Below are 20,115 nucleotides of genomic sequence, written 5' to 3'. Positions count from 1 at the left end.
GCACCTTAGGACGTCGCCAGAAGCTTGATGGCGGCGTGGTCCTGAACGCCCCCGCCCACACGCTTGGTGGTGTAGAAAAGAACGTAGGGCTTGGCGCTGAACGGATCGCGCAGCACCTGCACGCCCTGGCGGTCGACGATGAGGTAGCCCGACTGGAAGTCGCCGAAGGCCACGGCCATACGGCCAGCCCCGGCATTCGGCATGGCCTCGACCTCGCTCACCGGATAGCCGAGAAGCGTCGCAGGCTGACCGGCGGCGATGCCGGGGGTCCAGAGGTAGTTGCCGTCCGAACCCTTCAGCTTGCGGATCGCCTCCGCCGTGCGGCGGTTGAAGACGAAGCGGCCACGCTCGCGGTACTTCGAGCCAAGCGCATAGACCAGCTCGATCAGGCTGTCGCCGTCGATGCCGCCTGAGAGCGTGCCGATCTCGGTGGCCGACTGGCTGCCTTCGGTAGCGTTCGGTGCCTGCAGGAAGCCGAGCGGCTTGTTCACGCCGTCGCCCGAGACGAAGGCTTCGGTCTCGGCGGCGGCGAAGGTGCCGCGTACTTCCGAAGCGATCCAGGCTTCGATGTCCACCGCGCTGTCTTCGAGGAGCTGCGGGGTGGCGGCGGGCATGGCGTAGATCTCGCCGGTCTTGAACTCGATGGCGGCGATGGAGGGCGTCGCCGTCTCGGGCCGCGCATCGGTCTCACCGACCCAGCCCGAAGCGTACTGAGCTTCGTTCACCGCCAAGCGGTAGCTGGAGGTGGAGATCTGCCTGATTTGGCAGAAGCTGCGGAGGGGAGAGACCTCGGAGAGGGCTCGGTCGATGGTCGCCTCGATCGTGGTCGGCACGGTGTAGCCGCCATCCGCATCGTTCGAGCCCGAGAGACCTTTGGCCTCGGGGGCGGTCAGAATACCGGCGCGCATATACTGCTCGAAGCTCTGCTTCTGCTCGGGCGCGTCGCTCCGCTCGCCGCGCAGCGCACCGATGGCGAGGCGGTCGATGGCGTTCTTCTGCTCGGCCATCGAGGCTTCGAGGCGGCGCAGTTTCTCGTCCTGGAGAGGATCGACCGAGCCGCGCTTCTCCAGCGCGTCGAGACGGCTGTCATTTTCGGATTTGAACACCTCGAAGGTATGCAGAAGATCGCGCGCGGCGCTCTTCTCGTCAAGGGTGAGGTTCTTGGTTTCAAGGCTCATGGCGTATCCTTTGCTGTGGCCAGAAGGTTGCGGGGCAGGCGCTCGCCTGCCTTAGAGACGCGGGTGATCCTTGCCCGCGGCGACATGGGGAAGGTCACGATACTGATCTCCCAGAGGTCGATGGAGAGAAGGCTCCTGCCGCCGGGCGCGGGCTTGGCGCGCTTGGTCTTGAAGCCGATGGAGAGGCCGTCGAGAGCGCCCCCTTGGAGGAGGGCGTGGGTCTCGCGGCCGAGCTTCGTGCCGAGGAAAATCTCCCCCCGGACGAAAAGCCCGCTCTTGTCCTCTCGAATGTCCGTCCACCGGCCAATGGGTGCCTCGCTCTGATGTTGGTAGAGCATCCTAACCGGCGCCTGATCGGCGGGGATAAGTTTGCTCGAAAAAGCGCCGGGCTGGATGCGGTCACCGGTGAGGTCGGGCTCGCCGAAGCGGGCGGCATAGCCTTCGATCTCAGCTACGCTCACTGCTGGGCCTCTTCGGTCAGCACGCGGTCGAGCTTGCCCTCGATGCGGGCGAGGGCGGTGCGCAGGCTGGTGCTCTGCTCCTCCAGCCGCGCGGCCTGGACCTCTAACGCGCTTAGGCGATCAAGGCGCGCTTCAAGCGTCTGAAGCCGCTGTGCGGCTGCCCCTGCCCAGAGGAGCCCGGCGATCACCTGGATGGTCACAGCCGCCGCTGCCGCCGCCGCGTAGCGCTGGGTAGCGGTCATCAGTACGCCTCCGGCTGGGCGGAGAAGCCAAGCGCGATGCGCTTCTCGGCGTCGGTCAGAAACTCCGCGCTCGCGATACGGTCGAGGCGCGCCGATCGCTCAGGGGCCAGCGCCTCCACGGCGCCGGTATCCGGCTCCGCCCAAGTGCTGCGGCCTGGATCGAGCCATCCAGAAAGGGCGCCGGCCACCTTCGCCACCAGCGGCAGCACCGTCTGGCGCCAGAAGGCGAGGTTGGCCTCGCGGTAGTTCGCATAGGTATTGTCGCCCTTGATGCCGAGCAGCATGGGCGGCACGCCGAAGGCCAGCGCGATGTCCCGCGCAGCGGAGTCCTTGAGGTTCTGAAAGTCCATCTCTGCAGGCGTCAGCCCCATGGGCTTCCAATCCAGCCCGCCATCGAGAAGTAGCGGGCGCCCTGCCCCGCGAAGGCCGGTGAAGCTGTCGTCGAGTTCGCTCCGTAGGCGGTCGAACTGCTCCGGCGTCAAGTGCTGCGCACCCTCCGGCCCGCGATGGACCAGGGCCCCCGAGGGCCGCGCGGCGTTGTCGAGGAGCTGCTTATTCCAGGCGCAGGCCGCGTTGTGCAGTCGGATGGCATCGCTGGCGGTGGCGAGGGGCGCGTGCCCGCTCTTCCCCTCCCCCGGCTGCCACAGCGAAAGGTGCAGCAGCGCCATACGCCCCGCCGCATCGGGGCGGAACAGCCGCTCGCCGCGCTTCATCCGGTGGCGGTAGCCGCCTTCAGCCTGCTCAATGGAGCCGGGATGAAGGAGAAACAGCGCCCTCGGATCGTCTCCGTAGTCCAGCCGCTCGACATAGGCGTTGCCGTGGGTCTGAAGGTAGGCATAGACTTCCTCTAAGAGCTCGCGTCCCGATTGATCGGGGCTCGGCTGGGCTAGGAGCCTCGCGAGCGCGCCATCGCTCACCGGGCCGCCCGCACTCATCGTCCGTAAGGGGACGGAGCTAGCGGCCTCCGCGATCATGCGGATACAGCGATAGGCGACCACATTGGTGGTGTAGCCGGGCGGCTTGGCGGAGACGCCGGGCTCGCCCGCGCCATGGGCTGCGATCAGGGCAGCGAGGCTCGTGGATTTCGCCTCCGGTACGGACCGTTTGGCGGTCATTCTCTTCAGCATAAAGCCTCCTTCAAAAGGTGCGCAGGCGTGGGCTCGCGCGTTTCGTCAGCATGAGTTCGGTCAGTGCCCAGACCAGCGCGTCAAGGCGGTCGGGGCTCTTCTGAGAGACGCTGCCCGTATAGGCGCACATCTGGTCTTCGAGTTCCGGCAAGGGCCGGGTATGGTGGACCCTTCCCTGCTCGTAGAGGGCTGCGACGGGCTCGGCTCGGAGAAGCTTGCCCCTGGTAGCGCGAACCTGGCGGATAGGGAGGGACGCGTCTTCGAGACGCAGCATCTCCGCCACCAGCTCGCCGCCCTGGTTCACCTCCGCCACCACCCTGTCCGCGCCGTAGTAGCGGTAGGCGCCCGCGACCTTGCCCGCCCAACCCGAAGGGCTCAGCCCCGAAACGGTCCTGTCGTCGAGGATGTAGGCCTCGCCATCCGTACCGAGACCAGCCACAACGATGCCGCAGGCATCGGCTGCCGCACCGGAGGTCACGGGCGGGTCCACCGCGACGACAATGCGGCTGAAATCCTCGGGCGAGGGGCTGCGCGAGCGCTCGATCAGCTCCCGCGTCCAGAGCGCTCCGGCTACTTCCTCGATCAGCTCACCCAGAAGCTCCTGCCGCCCCAGCGCCGTGCCCTCATAGACGGCGGCGATCTCGTCGAAGAAGCTGTCCGCCAGGTTGGCGCGGTTCTCCGAACTCGGCGCATTGGTCGTTACCGTGGTCTGACGGCCCAGAAGCTGACGCAGGAGCGGCACGGGCCGGGGCGTCGTCGTCACCACCTGGCGCGGGTCGTCACCGAGGCGCAGGCCGAACTGCAGGTTCGACCAGGTCTCCTCGTCATGGCTCCACTTGGCAAGCTCGTCCGACCACGCCGTATCGAACTGATACCCACGCAGGCCTTCCGGGTCTTCGGCAGAGAAGAGCTGCGCCACCGCGCCGGAACCCCAGGTCACGCGCCGCCTCGACGGCTCGAAACGGGGGCGCTCGTCCTCGCGTCCGATATGGAGGAGCCCCGAGGGGCCGTCGAGCATGACCTCTCGCGCATCGGCATAGGTTTCCGCGACGAGGGCGATGCGCTCAGCGCCTTCCTTGATCCTGGTACGGATCCATTCGGCCCCTGCGCGGGTCTTGCCCGCACCGCGTCCGCCCATGATGATCCAGGTGCGCCAGTCACCCTTCGGTGCCCTCTGGTCCAGGCGGGAGAGGAAATCCCAGTCGTGGGTCAGGCGGCGCAACTCCGCGTCGCTTAAGTCTTTCACGTAGTCCCGCATCGCCGAGCGCGTCAGCATGGCGGCGGAGTCGACGTTCCAGTGCTCGCTCGAGTTGCGTCCGCTCGGCGGGAGAGAGGGGGGCGTCGTCTCCGCCGGGTCCTGAGTGTTTGTCATTCATACCGATCGTCTTCTCGACATTCCCCCGGTGCACCTGAATGATCCGCCCACGTTTCTCCGCCAGGCCAACCTCCGCGGGATCGCTCCAGTCGATCTCCATCAGAAACGCAGCCTGGTCGCAGACGAGCTTTTCGAGACCTCTGGCAAGGTCCTGTTCAGGGGTGGGGATGTCGCTCTGCATGGAGAGGTTCTACCCCGCCGCGGAAGAGCGGGGATAAGTCACTGCGTGACGGCGGGGCTACTACCTCTCCCGCGCGCGAGAGAGGTCGAAATCACCCTGATTTCGGGTGAGGGCATCGGCGAAGCCGTCAGCGAGCGTCTGTGATCCCAGGATGGTGCTTTGAAGCCCTCACCCCCGGCCCCTCTCCCGCAAGCGGGAGAGGGGAGAGAGCTACAATTTCCGCTCGCCGGTCACGTACCGCCAGTAGTCTTTCTCGCGCACGTCGCTCTCATCGGTCAGCTCGCGCGGCACGGCGATGTCTGCTTTCTCCACCGTGGACGGATCGCCGCTGATGAGAGGGTGCCAGGGGGCGAGCCCCCTCCCCTCGGCGAGCCTCCGGTAAGCGCAGCTCTTCGGCATGAAGGAGAGGCTGGCCACGTTCGACGGCTTCAGCTCGACGCATTCGGGGACCAGCTCTGTGCGCTTCGCATAGCAAGAGCAGCGCCGCTTCTCCGCGTCGAACAGGCGGCAGCGCATGGAGGTCTCCTGCAGGACGTCCGGCTCGTCCTCATCCTCCAGCGTGACGATGCAGCAGCGCCCGCAGCCGTCGCACAGCGCCTCCCACTCCTCGCGGGTCATCTCCGCGAGGGTTTTGCGCTCCCAATAGGGCTTCTCGGTCACCGGCAGGCTTATCCTCAACAACAGCTTAACGTCTGGCAGCGACAAGGGATCGAGGGAAGGGCCGATGCCCTTCGAACCAAGGCTTGAGGTCCGTCCATGGCGCATCTGTTGAGGCTCGCCGCCGCCGTACTCCTTCTCTTCGCTTCGGCCTTTGCCGAAGAGCCGCTGCCCGCCGAGATCATGGAGCGGGACAAGCCTTACGGCGGCCACCCGCGCCAGCTCATCGACGTCAGCGCGAGGCCCCTCAACCAGCTCAAACCCGCCATCCTCCTCGTCCATGGCGGCTCTTGGCAGGCGGGCGACAAGCGCACCGCCTCGACCAAGGTGAAGTACTTCCTACAGGAGGGCTTCGCCGTTGCCGCCCTCAACTACCGTCTCCACCCAGAGGTCACGCCGCGGGAGCAGGCCGACGACGTCGCCGGCGCCGCCGTCTGGCTGGCCAAGAACGCCGACCGCTTCCGCATCGACCCGCGCCAGATCTACCTCGTCGGCCACGGGGCGGGGGGGCACCTCGTCAGCCTCGTCGGTACCGACCCGGCCTTCCTGGAGAAGCACGGCGCGAAGCCCTCCGACCTTGGAGGCATCATCTCCCTGGCCGGAAAGGTCTATGACGTGCCCGGCGAGATCGCCGCCACCGACCTCACCACTACCGAAGGGCGCACCTTGCGTCAGGTCTTCACCGGCAACAGCGCCGCCTGGCCGCTTGCCTCGCCAGCTTACCTCACGAACCGGGCTAAGCCCCTGCCGCCCTTCATGGTGGCCTATGCCTCGGGGGAGAAGAACGCCTACCGCCAGGCCAAGCCCTTCACAGCCCAGCTACGCAAGGCGGGGGGCGTGGCGATCCTGTTCGAGGCGATCGGACGGACGGAGGAGAGCCTGTTCCGCTATTTCGGCACGGCGGGCGATCCCACAACCGACGCGGTCATCAACTTTATCCGGCGGGAGTCGAACATCGTCGTCGCCTCCTCCGACAAGCGTAAGGAAGTGATCCCCGACATCCCCTGGATCTTCGCCTTCGAGGCAGGTGAGGAGGACGTCGCCGGTCGCCGCATGACCGGCGCGGAGATCACCGGCCTCGTCACCCATGAGGGCAAGCTCTTCGCCGGCAACGCCCATTCGGACGGCGCGGAGGCGACCCCGCGCGGTCAGATCCTTCGCCTCGACGCCCGCGAAGAGGCTTGGCAGCTCGAACACCAGATGCCCCGCGGCTACGGCGAGGTGACCTCGCTCCTCCCCGTCAGCTTCGAACGGGACCATGAGGGCCGACCCATCGAGCCCCTCTCCTACCTCTTCGCTGGCGCGGGCCACCGCCGCGAGGGGCAGCGTGCAGCGTCGGCCAGCGTCTTCATCCGCACCCCCTCGGGCAACTGGACCAAGCAGGAGATCGGGGAGGCGCCGGGGGCCGAGAAGGCCAGCGTTCAGGCCATTGCAGGCTGGCGCGATCCCAAGACCGGCCTCGACCTCGTCTTCGCCGCGGCAGGCCCCGCCCCCCTCGGCATCACCCGCGGCGTCTTCGACCCGTCCAAGGTTGGCGGCATCCGCTTCGACGCCGAGCCCGAGCATCAGGCCAGGGGCCAGCAGAAGGTCGTCGGCTTCGCCGCCTGCGGTGAGCACCTTTTCGCCGCCACCGACCGGCAGATCCTCCGCCGCCGCGACGGCGAGGAGGCTTCGTGGGAGGTGCTGATGGACTTGGAAGAGCTGGTCGCGACCAGACCCTATCTCGAGAGCCTCGATATCTTCTGGCACAAGAACTACGAGATCGGCGCCTTCCGCTGCGACACGGCGCGCACCAAGACCACCCTCGCCTTCACCACCCTCAACCGCGCCTTCCGCTTCAGTCCAGGCGACGAGGCTCCGGTGGTCGAGCAGGATCTTGGCAACCTTGTCCGCACCCAGCTCGGCCGTGAGCCGCACTATGTGAGGGCGCTCGATGCCAAGCTGATCCGCCGCAAGGGCCGCGATACCGAGGAGTGGATCGGCCTCGAAGTCTATTACGACCCCGACTACCTGGTGGCCCGCCCGAACTTCCCCTACTGGCCCACGGGCTTCGGCAAGGACGCCTGGTATCTCGTCCGCACGGTCGTCGAGGGCCGCGCCTCCTACCGCCTGGAAGAGATCAAGATCCCCGGCCACGACCCCTATGCGAGGCCGCTGGCCAGGGTCCGCGACTTCGAACTCAGCCCCTTCGAGAAGGACAACGCCGTCTATGTGGGCGGCTTCGCGCCTTGGTTCGAGGAAGCCAGCGACACCGCCTGGATCGCGCGCGGGGAGATGTAGCCGTCTCAAACACACGTCGAGCGTGTCGAGGCAGCACCTTCACGTGAACTCCGGGTCACAAACCCCGACGCAGCGCAACATTTCAACTCTTCGGCCCGTAGCTGGGCTAGGAAGAACAAGAAGAGGCGGAGAAACCGGCACTGGGCACCATCAAGAAGCTCCCTAGCAGCATGGCTGCTGCGACCCTCGCTTTCGGCGGCAAGCTGAAGCGGGCGGGCGGAGCCGTGTTCGGCAGCGGGCCTGGGCGCTTCGTGCTCAGGCAGAGCGCCTTCGCCCTCTCCACCGTCCTGACCCTCGCCATCCCCGCGCTGGCGATCAACGCCCAGGTGGCGCAGAAGTTCTTCCCCCATCCAGGCATGGACCTCGCCTCCGCGGGCCGGAAGCCGAGCATCACCATTCTCGCCGCCGACGGCAGCCTCCTCGGCACCCGCGGCAGCGAGCTCGGCGAGCCCGTCCGCATCGACGAGCTGCCGAGCTTCGTCGTGGACAGCTTCCTCGCCACCGAGGACCGGCGCTTCTTCGAGCATCCCGGCTTCGACCCCGCCGCCATGTTCCGGGCGAGCCTCCGCAACTACCAGTCAGGCCATGTGGTGCAGGGCGGCAGCACGATCACCCAGCAGCTCGTCAAGAACCTCTTCCTCAACGGCGAACAGACCTTCCAGCGCAAGTTCGAGGAGCTGCACCTAGCCCTCTGGCTCGAAGCGCGCATGACCAAGGCGGAGATCTTGGAGCTCTACCTCAACCGCATCTATCTCGGCGCCAACACCTATGGTCTGTCCGCGGCGTCGAACGCCTACTTCTCCAAGGACCCGTCCGAGCTGACCCTGGCCGAGGCCTCGATCCTCGCAGGCCTCCCCAAGGCGCCGTCCCAGCTCGCCCCCCACTCCAACTATGAGGGCGCGCTGGAACGCAGCCACGAGGTCGTCGGCAACCTGCTCGAGGCGGGCAAGATCGACCAGCTCACCGCGCGCATGGCGCTGATGTTCCCGCCCGAGCTCGCCTTCCGCGACCGCAAGGAGGCGGACGGGCACTTCCTCGACCACGTCGCCGCCGAGCTCAGCCGCCGCCTGCCCGACCTCCAGGGCGATGTAGTGGTGAGAAGCACCCTCGTGCCCTCCGCGCAGAGGGCCGCCGAGCGCGCCGTGGCCACCTCCCTAGAAACCGAGGACGCCGCTCGCCGGGGCGCCGAGGAGGCAGCCCTCGTCGCCTACGACACCGAAGGCGGCATCGCGGCCATGATCGGCGGGCGCAGCTACAGGGACAGCCAGTTCAACCGCGCGACCCAGGCGAAGCGGCAGCCGGGCTCGGCTTTCAAGCCCTTCATCTACCTAGCCGCCATCGAGCAGGGTTTCGACCCCGACACCCTCTTCATCGACCGGCGCCTGCAGGTCGATGGCTGGGAGCCGTCCAACTACAAGGAGCGCTTCCTCGGCCCCGTCAGGATGCGCCGGGCGCTGGCCCTCAGCTCCAACACCGTCACCGTGCAGGTCACCGAGGCGGTGGGGCGCGAGAACGTCATCGACACCGCCCGCCGCGTGGGCCTCGCCAACGACATGGCCCCCCACCCCTCCCTCGCCCTCGGCGTGTTCGAGGTGCCGCTGGACAGGCTGACCGCGGCTTATCTCCCCTTCGCCCATCAGGGCTTCGCCACGGAGCCCCACACCATCAGTGAGGTCAGGACCCGCGGCGGCAGGCTCGTCTATGCCCGCGACCTGCAGCTCCCCGTCCGGGTGATGAGCGAGGGCTCGGCGCAGGCCATGACGGACCTCCTCCACTCGGTCAGCGAGCTGGGTACGGCCAGGGGCGCGAGGATCGAGGGCCACGAGATCGCCGGCAAGACCGGCACCACCAACGGCTGGCGCGACGCCTGGTTCGTGGGCTACTCCGCCCACCTCACCGCAGGCGTCTGGGTGGGCAATGACGACAACCGCGAGATGGACGAGGTCTCAGGCGCCACCTATCCGGTGCGCATCTGGCAGGCCTTCATGGACGAGGCCCACCGCGAAGGCGGCTACGAGCCGATCCCTCTCAAGGCTCAAGACAGCTACCCCTACGACTACAACCTCGCCGAAGCGGGCGCTGTCTATCGCGGGCTGAGGCTGGACCTCCAGGACCGCGTCTACGGCGCCCAGGCCTATGCCGATCCTTACCGCTACGACGGCATCGGCAGCATCCTGTCCCAGCAAGAGGGCGTCTCGGGCCGGGTGGCAGGCACAGGCGAGTACGCAGCCCCGCCCCAGAACTCGGGCGTCAGAACCTACCGCACGCCCCAGGTCTCGGGCCGGGTGGTGGGTCCTTCGGATGACGGGCGGTAGGTTTCGAGCGGTTGATGCGCGTGCTCAACGGTTGCCTCTCCCATTCACGGGAGAGGTCGAAATCCACATGATTTCGGGTGAGGGCTTCGGCGGAGCCGTCCCGCTGCGCTCGTTCTGAAACCTGCGCTCGGAACCCCCTCACCCTCGGTCCCTCTCCCGCAGGCGGGAGAGGGAGGCGATAGGTTCGAAGCTTACTCCGCAAGGGGCTGGAGCACCCGCTCGGCGTCAGCCAACGGCCCCTCCACCTCCACCACCCATAGATCGGGATCGAAGGACCGCTCCGAAGCCAGCCGCTCCCTAACCGCCATCTCCTCGGCCTTACCCAGAACGCAGGTCCAGACCCGCGAGCCCTCCACCTCCCTCTCTGTGAAAAGGCTCAGCTCCCGGCCGTCGCGCCACTGCACATAGATGAGCCCCCCCTCCTCGTGCCCCTTGTCGAGCACGGCGAAGAACAGCCCCGCCGCGGAGGCGCTGCGCTGCATGGCGGAGACCTGCACGTCGGAGCGCAGGCGCAGGCTCATGCGCTGCGCTGGTCCTGATAGGGGATCGGCTCGTAGCGCCGTGGCTTCTTCTTGGCGACCGCCGGGATGGTCAGCGACGCGGTCGTACCGCGCCCCGGTTGGGACAGGATGTCGAGCCTTCCGCCATGGGCCTTTGCTAAGGCAGAGCTCAGCGCGAGGCCGAGCCCCGTGCCCTTCGCGCCGCGGACGCCCTCGCCGCGGGCCTGGTAGTAGCGCTCGCCGAGCCGCTCGACCTGGTCCTCCTCCATGCCCACGCCGGTATCCTCGACCGTGATGACGAGGTTGCCGCCCATCAGGCGGGTGCGCACGGTCACCGAGCCCTCCTCGGTGAATTTGAGGGCGTTGCTGAGAAGGTTGAGGAGGATCTGACGCACGATCTTCGGGTCGATGGTGAGGATGCCCACCTGCGGCGCCGTCTCGACGCGCAAGGTCAGCCCTGCCTCCTTCGCCTGCAGCGCCAGCATGGAGGCGCAGGCCGCTACGAGGTCGCCTGCGTGGACAGGCTCGACCCGGCACTCCAGCTTGTCCGCCTCGGCCTTGGAGAGGTCCAGAAGGTCGTTGACGAGGGCGAGGACATGCTGGCCGCTCTCCTGGATCAGCCTCGCATAGTCGCGGTAGCGCTTGTCGCCCAGAGGGCCGAAGCTCTCCTGACGCAGCGCGTCGGCGAAGCCGATCACCGCGTTCAGCGGCGTCCTGATCTCGTGGCTGACATCGGCGAGCTGCTCCTTGTCGGCGGGAGCTTGTTTGCTGGGAGCCGGCTCGGAACGGCTGGTCAGAAGCGGCCTCAGCCGAGCCTCGACCACGCCGCGGCGAGGGCTTCTCAGCTCGATCCTGGCATGCGGCACTTTGGCCGCGCGGTTGAGGTCCACCGACAGCGCTGCACGGCCCGAAGCTTGCACCTCGGCAAGGGCGTGTAGCACTTTGGGATGGTGCCGGGCCGTGACCAGCTCGGTCAGCCTAGCGCCTCGCAGACGGCCGGGTGTGGTGGAGAACAGCTTCGCTCCGCTCACGGTTGACGAAACGACGCACCCCTGCGGTGTGAGCTCAAAAAACATCGGCTCGCTGCGCACGCCTTCCCCCCAGTCGCCACGGGGGTTCTGGGACGATTCGTGAAGATGCCGCCGGGGAATCACCTGCATGTCTTAACGTTATGGCTTTCCCCCTTAAAGGTTCCTGAACGCTAGCCACGCAGCCTGTCTCCGGGTGTTGGAAACACCAAGGTGGGAGCAAATTATGTATTCGAACGCACTGGGATCGTTTAGACTTTGGAAACCATCATTGATGGACATTAGGACTCGTGACCGGAATCTTAATCCGGCCGGGTCCAGCGGCAGGGGTAGTAGCATGAAGAAGTCTTGGCTCACCGCAGGCATTGCCGCGGCAACGATGTGCGTCAGCCCCGCTTTTGCCTCCAGCACCGCGGTCGAGGGCATGAAGGGCGCGCAGCTCATCGAGTACGCCGCTCAGCCCTACATCCAGTACCGCGAAGACATCGACCACGTCTCCGGCGAGATGCCGGCCGACGAGGGCGCCATGCGGGACACCTATTTCCGCCTCGCCAGCCACGACAACCGCACCATGGCCGCGTCCTGGATCGCCTATGCGGCCATGATCGCCGCCGACCAGCCCGACTTCGCCGCGGAGATCGCACGCCGCGTGAAGAAGCGCGGTGGCCGCGAAGCCTTCCTCGAGGAACTCGAGAGCAACCCCGCCGTGGTGCGCAACATGAAGGGCTCGGAGGAGGCGGTCGCCGCCATCATGGCCTTCGCCACCAACGACGCCTCCAGGATCCGCAAGGTGGGCGACAGCTTCATCTCCGAAGCCTACGAGATGCAGAAGGTCTCTTGGGCCAAGGCGCCGATCAGCAAGGGCGGCACCCAGCGTGTCGAGGACGCGCTGAAATACGCCGCCACCCGCCGCTGGGCTGATTACGGCCGCAAGGTGAAGCCCTCGAAGAACGGCACGGTCCGCCCGGACCTCGTCAGCCTCGCAAGCTGGTCGCCCGAATGGTCCAAGGAAGACGCCCAGGTGAACCCCTCGGCCCGCCCCGGCACCATCGTCACCAAGGCCCTGGTGCTCGGCGTGCGCTACGCCACCAACACGGCGGAGCAGGAGCACCTCGCTTCCTTCGGCACCTCGAAGAAGTCCGAGCGCTGCTTCACCAACGCCAAGATGAACCTCGACCAGTGCATCGCGGCCACCCGCACGCCCTATGAAGAGGCCTTCTGCCTCGGCCAGCACGCGCTGAACGACGTGTCCTCCTGCGTCGGCTGGCCTGCCGGGGTCGGCGCGGCCGGGTCCTGAACCTAGCAAGCCACTGAAGTTCGAAGCGCCGCGATCCGAAAAGGTCGCGGCGTTTTCTTTTTGCGTCCTACCTCTCCCGCCTGCGGGAGAGGTCAACGGCTGCGTAGCAGGCTTTGGGTGAGGGCATCGGCGAAGCCGTAGCGTTGCGCTCCGAAGCCCCCTCACCCTTGGTCCCTCTCCCCAGAGGGGAGAGGGAGACGCTAGAAGCAGGCGAAGAGCAAACCACCCTTTGCCCCCGCCCCGACATCCCCTACCTGCCCCCCATGACCGACAGCCTGCCCTCCTTTAGCGACATCGCCGCCGACTTCGCCTTCATCGACGATTGGGACGAGAAGTACCGCTACCTGATCGACCTCGGCCGCAACCTCCCTCCCCTGACGGACGAGGAGCGCAGCGAGGCCAACAAGGTGCGCGGCTGCGCCAGCCAGGTCTGGCTGGTCTTCGAGGGCGAGGGCGACACGCTACGCTTCCGCGGCGACAGCGACGCGGCCATCGTCAAGGGTCTCGTCGGCCTGATGATGAGCCTCTACTCCGGCCAGCCCAAGGCCGAGGCCCGCTCCCTCGACGCCGAGGCCCGCCTCGCCGAGATCGACCTCAAGGAGCACATCACCCCCCAGCGCTCCAACGGCGTCGCCAGCATGGTCCAGAAGATCAGGGCGGAGGCCGCAGCATGAGCGAGCTCGATTGGGAGGTCAGGTCCTTCGAACCCGCCGACACCGAGAGCGTACGATCGCTCCTCCTGGAACGCTTCGAGACGCCTGCCGAAGCGGACCTCACCGAGAAGCTCCGCACCGGCGGCCATGCCGAGATCGAGCTTGTTGCCGACGCGAGCGGACGGATCGTCGGCCACATCATCCTCTCGCTCATGCAGTCGCCCGCCAGAGCCCTCGGCCTGGGACCGGTCGCGACCGCAAAAGGGTTTGAGGGCCAAGGCATCGCCAGCTCCCTCATCGAGAGCAGCTTGGCACTGGCTACGGCCCACGACTTCCAGCTCGCCTTCCTCCTCGGGGACCCTGGTTTCTACGAGCGCTTCGGCTTCTCGGTCGATGACGCTACCCGCTTCAAGAGCGCCTATGACGGCCCCTACTGGCAGGTGGCTTTCCTCGATGAGGACGCGCCGAAGTCGGGAAAGGCCGAGTACGCAGCGCCGTTCGGGGAGCTGGGGTAGTCGCGCCCCCTCCGCCCTTCGGGCACCTCCCCCACCAGTGGGGGAGGGAAGCAGAACTACTGCCTGCTCTCTACTTCGCTCCCCCTCTTTGAGGGGGAGCTGCCGGCAGGCTGAGGGGGAGGCAACGGAGCAGCAGAAATCCTAACGTCGGCAAACAGCAAGCCGCGCTGGCCAGCACCCAGCCCGGCGGTCCATAAGCGCGGGCATGACCAGCACCGACCAGCAGACCGTCCTCTACGGCGCCCCGCTCTCCCTCTTCTCCGGCAAGGCGCGCGCTTACCTGCGCTGGCGCGGTGTGCCGTTCGAGGAGCGTTTGTCGACGCCGGAGGTCTACAAGACGATCATCATACCGCGTATCGGCTACCCTATGATCCCGGTCATCGAGACGCCGGACGGCCAGACCATCCAGGACACGACCGAGATTATCGACCATTTCGAGAAGCACACGGACGGACCTTCGGTTTTTCCTGATACGCCGAAACAGCGCTTCGCGGCTCATCTTCTCGAGTTCTACGGCGATGAGTGGCTGCTGATCCCGGCCATGCACTACCGGTGGCGGCACAACCGCGACTTCGCCCATGCCGAGTTCGGCAAGACCGCTCTGCCCGATGGCGACGAAGCGGCCCAGATCGAGGCTGGGCGCAAGGCTTCCAAGATGTTCGAGGGCGTCGTGCCCATGCTGGGCGCCACGCCGGAGATGACGGACGCCATCGAGGCCTCCTACGAAGCGCTTCTCGGTGAGCTGGACGCCCACTTCGCTCGGCACTCCTACCTCTTCGGCACCCGCCCCTCGATCGGTGACTACGGCCTGATCGGCCCCCTCTACGCCCACCTCTACCGCGACCCTGCGTCCGGCGAGATCATGAAGCGCCTCGCCCCGAACGTTGTCGCCTGGGTGAGGCGGATGCACGAGCTCGAAGGTGCCGAACCCGAAAGCGGCGAGTTCCTGGACGGCGACGAAATACCCGAGACCCTCCTTCCGGTCCTTCGCCGCATGATGAGGGAACAAGGCCCCTGCATCCAGGACATGACGGATAAGGTCGGTGCGCTCAAACAGTCCAGTCCGGACGCGGACATTCCCCGCGCCCTCGGCATGCAGCCTTTCACGTTGGAAGACCGCAGCGGCGAGGAGAAGACCGGGCAGCGCCTCGTCTTCCCCTACGGGCAGTGGCTGCTGCAGCGCGCAACGGACCATCAAGCGGGACTGTCAGACGAAGATAGAAAGGGCGTGGACGGACTGTTGGGACAGATCGGCGGGGACTTCATCAAGCCCGAGATGATCAAGGCACCGGTGAAGCGTGAGAACCACAAGCTGGTCTGGGCGTAGGCGTTGCTGCCCCCTCCCGGCCACTGCCGTGGCCTTCTGCGCTTACATTTGCTCCCCCGGACCAAATGTTTTGCCTGACTGCAAACCAGCTACGAAGCCCGTTCGGGCACCTCCCCCACCAGTGGGGAGGGAAACAGAACAACCGCTTCCCCCCTACTCCGCTCCCCCTCTGGAGGGGGAGCTGCCGGCAGGCTGAGGGGGAGGGGGCGGTAAAGAACCTTACAGGATGAACGCCTACCGCCCCGCTTCGGCTCGGCGCTCCGTCCCCAGATCTTCGCGCTCCTCCGCGTCCTCGTTGCGGTAGAAGGTGTAGCTCAGCGTGATCTCGCGGACATCGTCGAGGCGGCGCTCATCGGCCATCTCCGGGTCCACATAGTAGGTCACCGGCATCAGCATGGTCTCGCCGGGCTGAAGGATCTGCTCCTCGAAGCAGAAACAGTCCACCTTCATGAAGTAGGACCCGGCCTTGGCGGGCTGCACGTTGAAGCTGGCGCTGCCGATCACGGGGTAGTCGGCATTGTTGGTGGCTTCGTAGTAGGCAAGCCCCGTCTCGCCTATGCGTAGGGTCTGGCTCACCTGGGCCGGTTTGAACGACCACGGAATACCCTTGGCGATCGAGGCGTCGAAGCGCACGGTCACCCGGCGGTCCAGCACCCGGTCGGCCTCTGCCTTGGCCACCTGGGTCGTGCCGCCCCAGCCCGTCACCTGGCAGAAGATGCGGTAGAGGGGCACGGCGGCAAAGGACGCACCCACCATCAGTGCCGCGACGAGCGCGACGGAGGCCGCGACCTTGCCGTTCTTGCTCACCATCACGATGCTCCCCCCTGGGGCAGGTTCTGGGACAGCCGCAGCATGGTCGTGGCGAAGACCAGCGCGATGAACGCCACCACGGCCAGCGCGATAGCGATGTTGCGCTTGTCGCGGGCCTTGATCTCGGCCTCCGTAGGCTGATGAAGCTCGCCCGTGGGCAGCCCCTCCCTCGCCTCGGCGAGGTCGAGGCTGCGTTCGTCCTTATCCATGAAAACCTGCCCAGTGCTCGATCAACAGCACGAGAAAAAGCGCGAAGAGGTAGAAGATGGAGAAGCCGAACAGCCCCCCTGCTCCGGTATTGTCCGGTGAGCGGCGAAGGAGATAGGCCCGGCGCAGAAACTCCGCTCCCAGAATGATGGCGGCGGCCGCATAGAGCCAACCGGCGAGCGGCGCGACCGCCAGCATCGGCGCCAGCACCACCAGCGCCACGGAGTAGCGGAAGATCTCCTCCCGCGTGACCGCATCACCCTTCACATTGGGCAGCATGGGAATGCCCGCCGCTTCGTAGTCGCCCTTCTTCAGGAGGCTGAGCGCCCAGAAATGGGGCGGCGTCCAGATGAAGATGAGCGCGAAGAGAAGCCACGCCTCGAGAGGCGCCGCACCGGTCACCGCCGCGTAGCCGACGACGGGCGGCAGCGCACCTGCCGCGCCACCGATGACGATGTTTTGCGGCGTGCGCCGCTTCAATAGCATGGAGTAGACGACCACGTAGAAGCCGATGGTGACCGCCAGAAGCCCGGCCGCGAGATAGCCCCCCGAGAGAGCCAGCAGCCAGACAGAGAGGGCGGATAGCACGATGCCCAAGCCGAACGCCTCGGCCGCGGGCACCTTACCAGTGGGGATAGGCCGGGCGGCGGTCCTGGCCATGCGGCCGTCAATGTCGCTGTCCCACCACATGTTGAGCGCCGCCGACGCACCCGCACCGAGGGCGATGGCGATCACCGAGAGCACCGCCAGGCCCCAACTCGGCACCGGACCGGGGGCCACCACCATCCCCACCATCGCGGTGAAGATCGACAGGCTCATCACCCGCGGCTTGAGCAGCGAGGCGTAGTCCCTCGCGCTGGCAGTGAGGTGGGCCGGGATGTCGTTCTCGGTGGCTGCGTCGTTCATGGAAGGCGTTTCTCCTCACCCCGACATCGAAGCGGCGCGCCCGGGGGGCAAGAGCGCGGCGCGTGACTCTGTTAATTGGCCGCGGAGGCCGGAGACCTTAGTGGATCTTCGGCAGCTCGTTGAACTGGTGGTAGGGCGGCGGGCTCGGGAGTGTCCACTCCAGGGTCGTCGCGCCCTCGCCCCACGGGTTGTCCCGCGCGGCCTTACGGCGAAGCACGAGCTGAGCGTAGACGATCGAGACCAGCCAAACCACGATCGACACCGCCATGATGACGTAGCCCACTGTCGAGACCTTGTTCCAGAAGGCGAAATCGACGGGGTAGTCGATATAGCGACGCGGCATGCCCTGCAGACCCAGGAAGTGTTGCGGGAAGAAGATGATGTTCACCCCGATGAACATCAGCCAGAAGTGGATCTGACCGAGAAGCTCCGAATAGGGGTGACCGAACATCTTCTCGTACCAGTAGTACCAGCCGGCGAAAATCGCGAACACGGCGCCCAGGGACAGGACGTAATGGAAGTGCGCCACCACGTAGTAGGTGTCGTGCATGTAGTGGTCGATGCCTGCGTTGGCGAGCAGCACACCCGTCACGCCGCCGACGGTGAACAGGAAGATGAAGCCGATGGCCCAGAGCATCGGCACCTTGAAGTCGATCGAGCCGCCCCACATCGTCGCGATCCAGGAGAAGATCTTGATGCCAGTCGGCACCGCGATCACCATGGTAGCCGCGACGAAGTAGGCCTTCATGTCCACCGACAGGCCCACCGTGTACATATGGTGCGCCCAGACGATAAAGCCGACGAAGCCGATGGCGCACATCGCGTAGGCCATGCCGAGGTAGCCGAAGACCGGCTTCTTCGAGAAGGTCGAGACGATGTGGCTGATGATGCCGAAGGCGGGCAGGATCAGGATGTAGACCTCGGGGTGGCCGAAGAACCAGAAGAGGTGCTGGTAGAGCACGGGGTCACCGCCGCGGGCCGCATCGAAGAAGGCCGTGCCGAACATGCGGTCGGTGAGCAGCATGGTGATGGCGCCCGCCAGGACCGGCAGGGACAGCACGAGCAGGAACGCCGTGACCAGCACCGCCCAGGCGAAGAGCGGCATCTTATGCAGCGTCATGCCCGGCGCACGCATGTTGAAGATGGTGGTGATGAAGTTGATGGCGCCGAGGATCGAGCTGACACCGGCGAGGTGCAAGCTGACGATCAGGAGGTCCATCGCAGGCCCCCTCACGCTGGTCGAGAGCGGCGGGTAGAGCACCCAGCCCCCGCCGTAGCCCTGCTCGGAGCCGTAGCCAGGCGCGATGTAGCTGAGGAACAGCAGCGTCGCGGAGGCGCCGTAGAGCCAGAAGGAGATGTTGTTCATGCGCGGGAACGCCATGTCCGGCGCACCGATCATGATCGGCACGAAGAAGTTGCCGAAACCGCCGATCAGGGCGGGCATGACCATGAAGAAGATCATGATCAGACCGTGATAGGTGATCAGGACGTTGTAGAAGTTCTTGGCGCTCTCGATCCGCTCCATGTCGGTCTCACCAGTGGTGAAGCCCGTAAGCACGGTGATGCCCGGCTCCATGAGCTCCCAGCGGATCAGACCCGACATCGCACCGCCCACGAGGCCCGCCAGGACCGCGAAGATCAGGTACAGAATGCCGATATCCTTGTGGTTGGTGGAGTAGAACCACCGGACCCAGAACTTCGGCTTGTGATCATCCTCGGCGTGAGCGCCGTGATGGGCAAATTCGCGTTCGGTCGAACTCATGCTCAAACCCTCTTAGTTCTGCTGCAGCGCCGCTTGGCGCTCTTCACCGCTCTCCGCGGCTGCTAGTTCCTGTCCGGCGAAGAAGGGTTCCATACCCTCCAGCTCCCGGCGCTCATCGACCCAAGCCTCGAACTCCTCGCGGGAGACGACGCGTACCGAGATCGGCATGAAGGCATGGTCCTTACCGCAGATCTCCGAGCACTGGCCGTAGAAGGTCTTCTCCATATCCGTCTGGAACCAAGTCTCGTTGAGGCGGCCGGGAATGGCGTCGATCTTCACGCCGAAGGCCGGCATGGCCCAGGAGTGGATGACGTCGCGGGCCGTGGTGATGACGCGGACGGTCTCACCGGCCGGAACGACGATGTCGTTGGTGGTGGCCAAGCGATAAAGCTCCTCGGTGGTCGCATCCGGCGGCGCCATGAGGGCGTCGAACTCGAAATCGCCGTAGTCAGGATAGGAGTAGGCCCAGCCCCACTGGTAGCCCGTCGCCTTGATGGTCAGGGTCGGTGCTTCGATGACGCGCGTCGTGTCCTCGCCGAAGAGCCAAAGGGCCTTCTTCGCACCGACCCGCGCGCGGCCAGCGACAATACGCAGGCGCTCACCGGCGGGCAGCGGGTTCTCCAGACGGACCAGCACGTTCTCATCGCCCAGGCCCTCAACCTCGAAGTCGTCGCCGGGCTGAAGCAGGCGGCGCTCCTCACCGCGCACGGCGAAGACGTCGAGGTGACGCTCCTTCTTGACCATGCGGCTGGCGGGGAAGTCGTTGGCGAACTGGAACTCGGTCTGGCCCGGCGCCTCGTCATACTCGTGCACCTGACCGTCGGGCATGACGTCCTCAAGATAGAGGAGGTCGAAGGACGGAATAGCGATGATGAAGAGGATCAGCACGGGGATGCCCGTCCAGAGGATCTCGACCAGCGTGTTGTGGCTGAATCTTTTGGGGACGGGGTTGGCCTTGGCGTTGTAGCGGATCATCACCCAGACGAGGAGGCCGAGCACGAAGAAGCTGATCAGCAGCTTCATCGGCAGAAGGGTCAGCTCGTAGAAGCTGTGGATCTCCTCGGCCACCGGCGAGGCGGCCTCGCGAAGGCCCGTGCCGATAGCGTCGGGGCGGTCCTCTTCCAGGCCGTCCACGATGGCGGGGGTGGTGTCGGCCGCCTCCTGCGCGAAGGCAGGGTCAGCCATCATAAGAAGTGCGAGCAGGCCGCTGAGGATCACGGCGACGGAAATTCGATTCATGCGGGGGCACCTACAGAAGAAGCCTTACGTTTGTCGCCCCCTTAGGCGCAGATTT

19 protein-coding genes are annotated in these 20,115 nt (G+C 66.1%); 6 read left to right on the top strand and 13 right to left on the bottom strand.

What is annotated here, in order from left to right; genetic code table 11:
• Positions 1 to 5: 5 nt before the first annotated feature.
• From NOG11_RS02450 to NOG11_RS02425, 6 genes are all read right to left on the bottom strand, one after another.
• The gene (locus tag NOG11_RS02450; RefSeq protein ID WP_256618041.1) at positions 6 to 1,178 is read right to left on the bottom strand and encodes a phage major capsid protein; all 1,173 of its coding nucleotides are present in this window, start codon (positions 1,176 to 1,178) and stop codon (positions 6 to 8) included.
• The gene (locus NOG11_RS02445) at positions 1,175 to 1,639 is read right to left on the bottom strand and encodes an HK97 family phage prohead protease (protein ID WP_256618040.1); all 465 of its coding nucleotides are present in this window, start codon (positions 1,637 to 1,639) and stop codon (positions 1,175 to 1,177) included. Before NOG11_RS02445 ends, NOG11_RS02450 begins: the two co-directional genes overlap by 4 nt.
• Positions 1,636 to 1,881 carry a hypothetical protein gene (locus NOG11_RS02440; RefSeq protein WP_256618039.1) on the bottom strand — a complete coding sequence of 82 codons (246 nt, stop codon included), beginning with the start codon at positions 1,879 to 1,881 and terminating at the stop codon, positions 1,636 to 1,638. The genes NOG11_RS02445 and NOG11_RS02440 overlap by 4 nt, the downstream gene beginning before the upstream one ends.
• Positions 1,881 to 3,008, bottom strand: coding sequence for a phage portal protein (locus tag NOG11_RS02435; protein ID WP_256618038.1), 1,128 nt, complete (start codon positions 3,006 to 3,008; stop codon positions 1,881 to 1,883). The genes NOG11_RS02440 and NOG11_RS02435 overlap by 1 nt, the downstream gene beginning before the upstream one ends.
• 10 nt (positions 3,009 to 3,018) lie before the next feature.
• Positions 3,019 to 4,380, bottom strand: coding sequence for a DNA-packaging protein (locus NOG11_RS02430; protein WP_256618037.1), 1,362 nt, complete (start codon positions 4,378 to 4,380; stop codon positions 3,019 to 3,021).
• 394 nt (positions 4,381 to 4,774) lie between these two features.
• Positions 4,775 to 5,224, bottom strand: a complete 450-nt coding sequence (locus NOG11_RS02425; RefSeq protein ID WP_256618036.1) for a YcgN family cysteine cluster protein — start codon at positions 5,222 to 5,224, stop codon at positions 4,775 to 4,777.
• 96 nt (positions 5,225 to 5,320) lie between these two features.
• Between NOG11_RS02425 and NOG11_RS02420 the strand changes: the two genes are divergently transcribed.
• Both NOG11_RS02420 and NOG11_RS02415 read left to right on the top strand, forming a co-directional pair.
• Entirely contained in the window at positions 5,321 to 7,501 is a 2,181-nt protein-coding gene (locus NOG11_RS02420; protein ID WP_256618035.1) for an alpha/beta hydrolase, read from the top strand.
• 170 nt (positions 7,502 to 7,671) lie between these two features.
• Positions 7,672 to 9,816 (top strand): transglycosylase domain-containing protein, encoded by a 2,145-nt coding sequence (locus tag NOG11_RS02415; RefSeq protein ID WP_256618034.1) that lies wholly within the window; start codon positions 7,672 to 7,674, stop codon positions 9,814 to 9,816.
• Between the two features lie 191 nt (positions 9,817 to 10,007).
• Here NOG11_RS02415 and NOG11_RS02410 read toward each other — a convergent pair whose 3' ends face one another.
• Together NOG11_RS02410 and NOG11_RS02405 are read right to left on the bottom strand one after the other, a co-directional pair.
• Positions 10,008 to 10,337 carry a DUF1491 family protein gene (locus NOG11_RS02410; RefSeq protein WP_256618033.1) on the bottom strand — a complete coding sequence of 110 codons (330 nt, stop codon included), beginning with the start codon at positions 10,335 to 10,337 and terminating at the stop codon, positions 10,008 to 10,010.
• A complete protein-coding gene (locus NOG11_RS02405) occupies positions 10,334 to 11,347 on the bottom strand; it encodes a sensor histidine kinase (RefSeq protein WP_256618032.1) in 1,014 nt (337 codons plus the stop codon). The genes NOG11_RS02410 and NOG11_RS02405 overlap by 4 nt, the downstream gene beginning before the upstream one ends.
• 334 nt (positions 11,348 to 11,681) lie before the next feature.
• Between NOG11_RS02405 and NOG11_RS02400 the strand changes: the two genes are divergently transcribed.
• The 4 genes from NOG11_RS02400 to NOG11_RS02385 all read left to right on the top strand — a co-directional run bounded on the left by NOG11_RS02400 (position 11,682) and on the right by NOG11_RS02385 (position 15,136).
• Complete coding sequence (locus tag NOG11_RS02400) at positions 11,682 to 12,641, top strand: hypothetical protein (protein ID WP_256618031.1); 960 nt, start codon at positions 11,682 to 11,684, stop codon at positions 12,639 to 12,641.
• A gap of 263 nt (positions 12,642 to 12,904) precedes the next feature.
• On the top strand, positions 12,905 to 13,315 hold the full coding sequence (locus tag NOG11_RS02395) for a SufE family protein (protein ID WP_256618030.1): 411 nt from the start codon (positions 12,905 to 12,907) through the stop codon (positions 13,313 to 13,315).
• Complete coding sequence (locus NOG11_RS02390) at positions 13,312 to 13,809, top strand: GNAT family N-acetyltransferase (protein ID WP_256618029.1); 498 nt, start codon at positions 13,312 to 13,314, stop codon at positions 13,807 to 13,809. Before NOG11_RS02395 ends, NOG11_RS02390 begins: the two co-directional genes overlap by 4 nt.
• Positions 13,810 to 14,014: 205 nt before the next feature.
• Positions 14,015 to 15,136 (top strand): glutathione S-transferase family protein, encoded by a 1,122-nt coding sequence (locus NOG11_RS02385; protein WP_256618028.1) that lies wholly within the window; start codon positions 14,015 to 14,017, stop codon positions 15,134 to 15,136.
• Positions 15,137 to 15,370: 234 nt separating this feature from the next.
• Here the strand turns inward: NOG11_RS02385 and NOG11_RS02380 are convergent, their stop codons facing one another.
• The 5 genes from NOG11_RS02380 to NOG11_RS02360 form a co-directional block, all read right to left on the bottom strand.
• Entirely contained in the window at positions 15,371 to 15,946 is a 576-nt protein-coding gene (locus NOG11_RS02380) for a cytochrome c oxidase assembly protein (protein ID WP_256618027.1), read from the bottom strand.
• Positions 15,946 to 16,155 carry a cytochrome c oxidase system small membrane protein gene (locus tag NOG11_RS02375; RefSeq protein WP_256618026.1) on the bottom strand — a complete coding sequence of 70 codons (210 nt, stop codon included), beginning with the start codon at positions 16,153 to 16,155 and terminating at the stop codon, positions 15,946 to 15,948. Before NOG11_RS02375 ends, NOG11_RS02380 begins: the two co-directional genes overlap by 1 nt.
• Entirely contained in the window at positions 16,148 to 17,059 is a 912-nt protein-coding gene (locus NOG11_RS02370; protein ID WP_256618025.1) for a heme o synthase, read from the bottom strand. Before NOG11_RS02370 ends, NOG11_RS02375 begins: the two co-directional genes overlap by 8 nt.
• A 97-nt stretch (positions 17,060 to 17,156) precedes the next feature.
• Positions 17,157 to 18,821, bottom strand: a complete 1,665-nt coding sequence (gene ctaD / locus NOG11_RS02365; RefSeq protein WP_256618024.1) for a cytochrome c oxidase subunit I — start codon at positions 18,819 to 18,821, stop codon at positions 17,157 to 17,159.
• Between the two features lie 12 nt (positions 18,822 to 18,833).
• The gene (locus NOG11_RS02360; RefSeq protein WP_256618023.1) at positions 18,834 to 20,060 is read right to left on the bottom strand and encodes a cytochrome c oxidase subunit II transmembrane domain-containing protein; all 1,227 of its coding nucleotides are present in this window, start codon (positions 20,058 to 20,060) and stop codon (positions 18,834 to 18,836) included.
• Positions 20,061 to 20,115: the final 55 nt, after the last annotated feature.

This window comes from Parvularcula maris (assembly GCF_024505085.1).
Classification (GTDB): domain Bacteria; phylum Pseudomonadota; class Alphaproteobacteria; order Caulobacterales; family Parvularculaceae; genus Parvularcula; species Parvularcula maris.
This window is presented reverse-complemented; position numbering and strand designations above follow the sequence as displayed.

What these genes read in the sequence shown, in the direction of transcription:
- NOG11_RS02380 (WP_256618027.1), bottom strand. Translation starts at nt 15,946, where the DNA reads ATGGTGAGCAAGAACGGCAAGGTCGCGGCCTCCGTCGCGCTCGTCGCG.
- NOG11_RS02435 (WP_256618038.1), bottom strand. Translation starts at nt 3,008, where the DNA reads ATGCTGAAGAGAATGACCGCCAAACGGTCCGTACCGGAGGCGAAATCC.
- NOG11_RS02420 (WP_256618035.1), top strand. Translation starts at nt 5,321, where the DNA reads ATGGCGCATCTGTTGAGGCTCGCCGCCGCCGTACTCCTTCTCTTCGCT.
- NOG11_RS02360 (WP_256618023.1), bottom strand. Translation starts at nt 20,060, where the DNA reads ATGAATCGAATTTCCGTCGCCGTGATCCTCAGCGGCCTGCTCGCACTT.
- NOG11_RS02385 (WP_256618028.1), top strand. Translation starts at nt 14,015, where the DNA reads ATGACCAGCACCGACCAGCAGACCGTCCTCTACGGCGCCCCGCTCTCC.
- NOG11_RS02410 (WP_256618033.1), bottom strand. Translation starts at nt 10,337, where the DNA reads ATGAGCCTGCGCCTGCGCTCCGACGTGCAGGTCTCCGCCATGCAGCGC.
- ctaD (WP_256618024.1), bottom strand. Translation starts at nt 18,821, where the DNA reads ATGAGTTCGACCGAACGCGAATTTGCCCATCACGGCGCTCACGCCGAG.
- NOG11_RS02415 (WP_256618034.1), top strand. Translation starts at nt 7,672, where the DNA reads ATGGCTGCTGCGACCCTCGCTTTCGGCGGCAAGCTGAAGCGGGCGGGC.
- NOG11_RS02430 (WP_256618037.1), bottom strand. Translation starts at nt 4,380, where the DNA reads ATGACAAACACTCAGGACCCGGCGGAGACGACGCCCCCCTCTCTCCCG.
- NOG11_RS02440 (WP_256618039.1), bottom strand. Translation starts at nt 1,881, where the DNA reads ATGACCGCTACCCAGCGCTACGCGGCGGCGGCAGCGGCGGCTGTGACC.
- NOG11_RS02370 (WP_256618025.1), bottom strand. Translation starts at nt 17,059, where the DNA reads ATGAACGACGCAGCCACCGAGAACGACATCCCGGCCCACCTCACTGCC.
- NOG11_RS02390 (WP_256618029.1), top strand. Translation starts at nt 13,312, where the DNA reads ATGAGCGAGCTCGATTGGGAGGTCAGGTCCTTCGAACCCGCCGACACC.
- NOG11_RS02395 (WP_256618030.1), top strand. Translation starts at nt 12,905, where the DNA reads ATGACCGACAGCCTGCCCTCCTTTAGCGACATCGCCGCCGACTTCGCC.
- NOG11_RS02375 (WP_256618026.1), bottom strand. Translation starts at nt 16,155, where the DNA reads ATGGATAAGGACGAACGCAGCCTCGACCTCGCCGAGGCGAGGGAGGGG.
- NOG11_RS02450 (WP_256618041.1), bottom strand. Translation starts at nt 1,178, where the DNA reads ATGAGCCTTGAAACCAAGAACCTCACCCTTGACGAGAAGAGCGCCGCG.
- NOG11_RS02400 (WP_256618031.1), top strand. Translation starts at nt 11,682, where the DNA reads ATGAAGAAGTCTTGGCTCACCGCAGGCATTGCCGCGGCAACGATGTGC.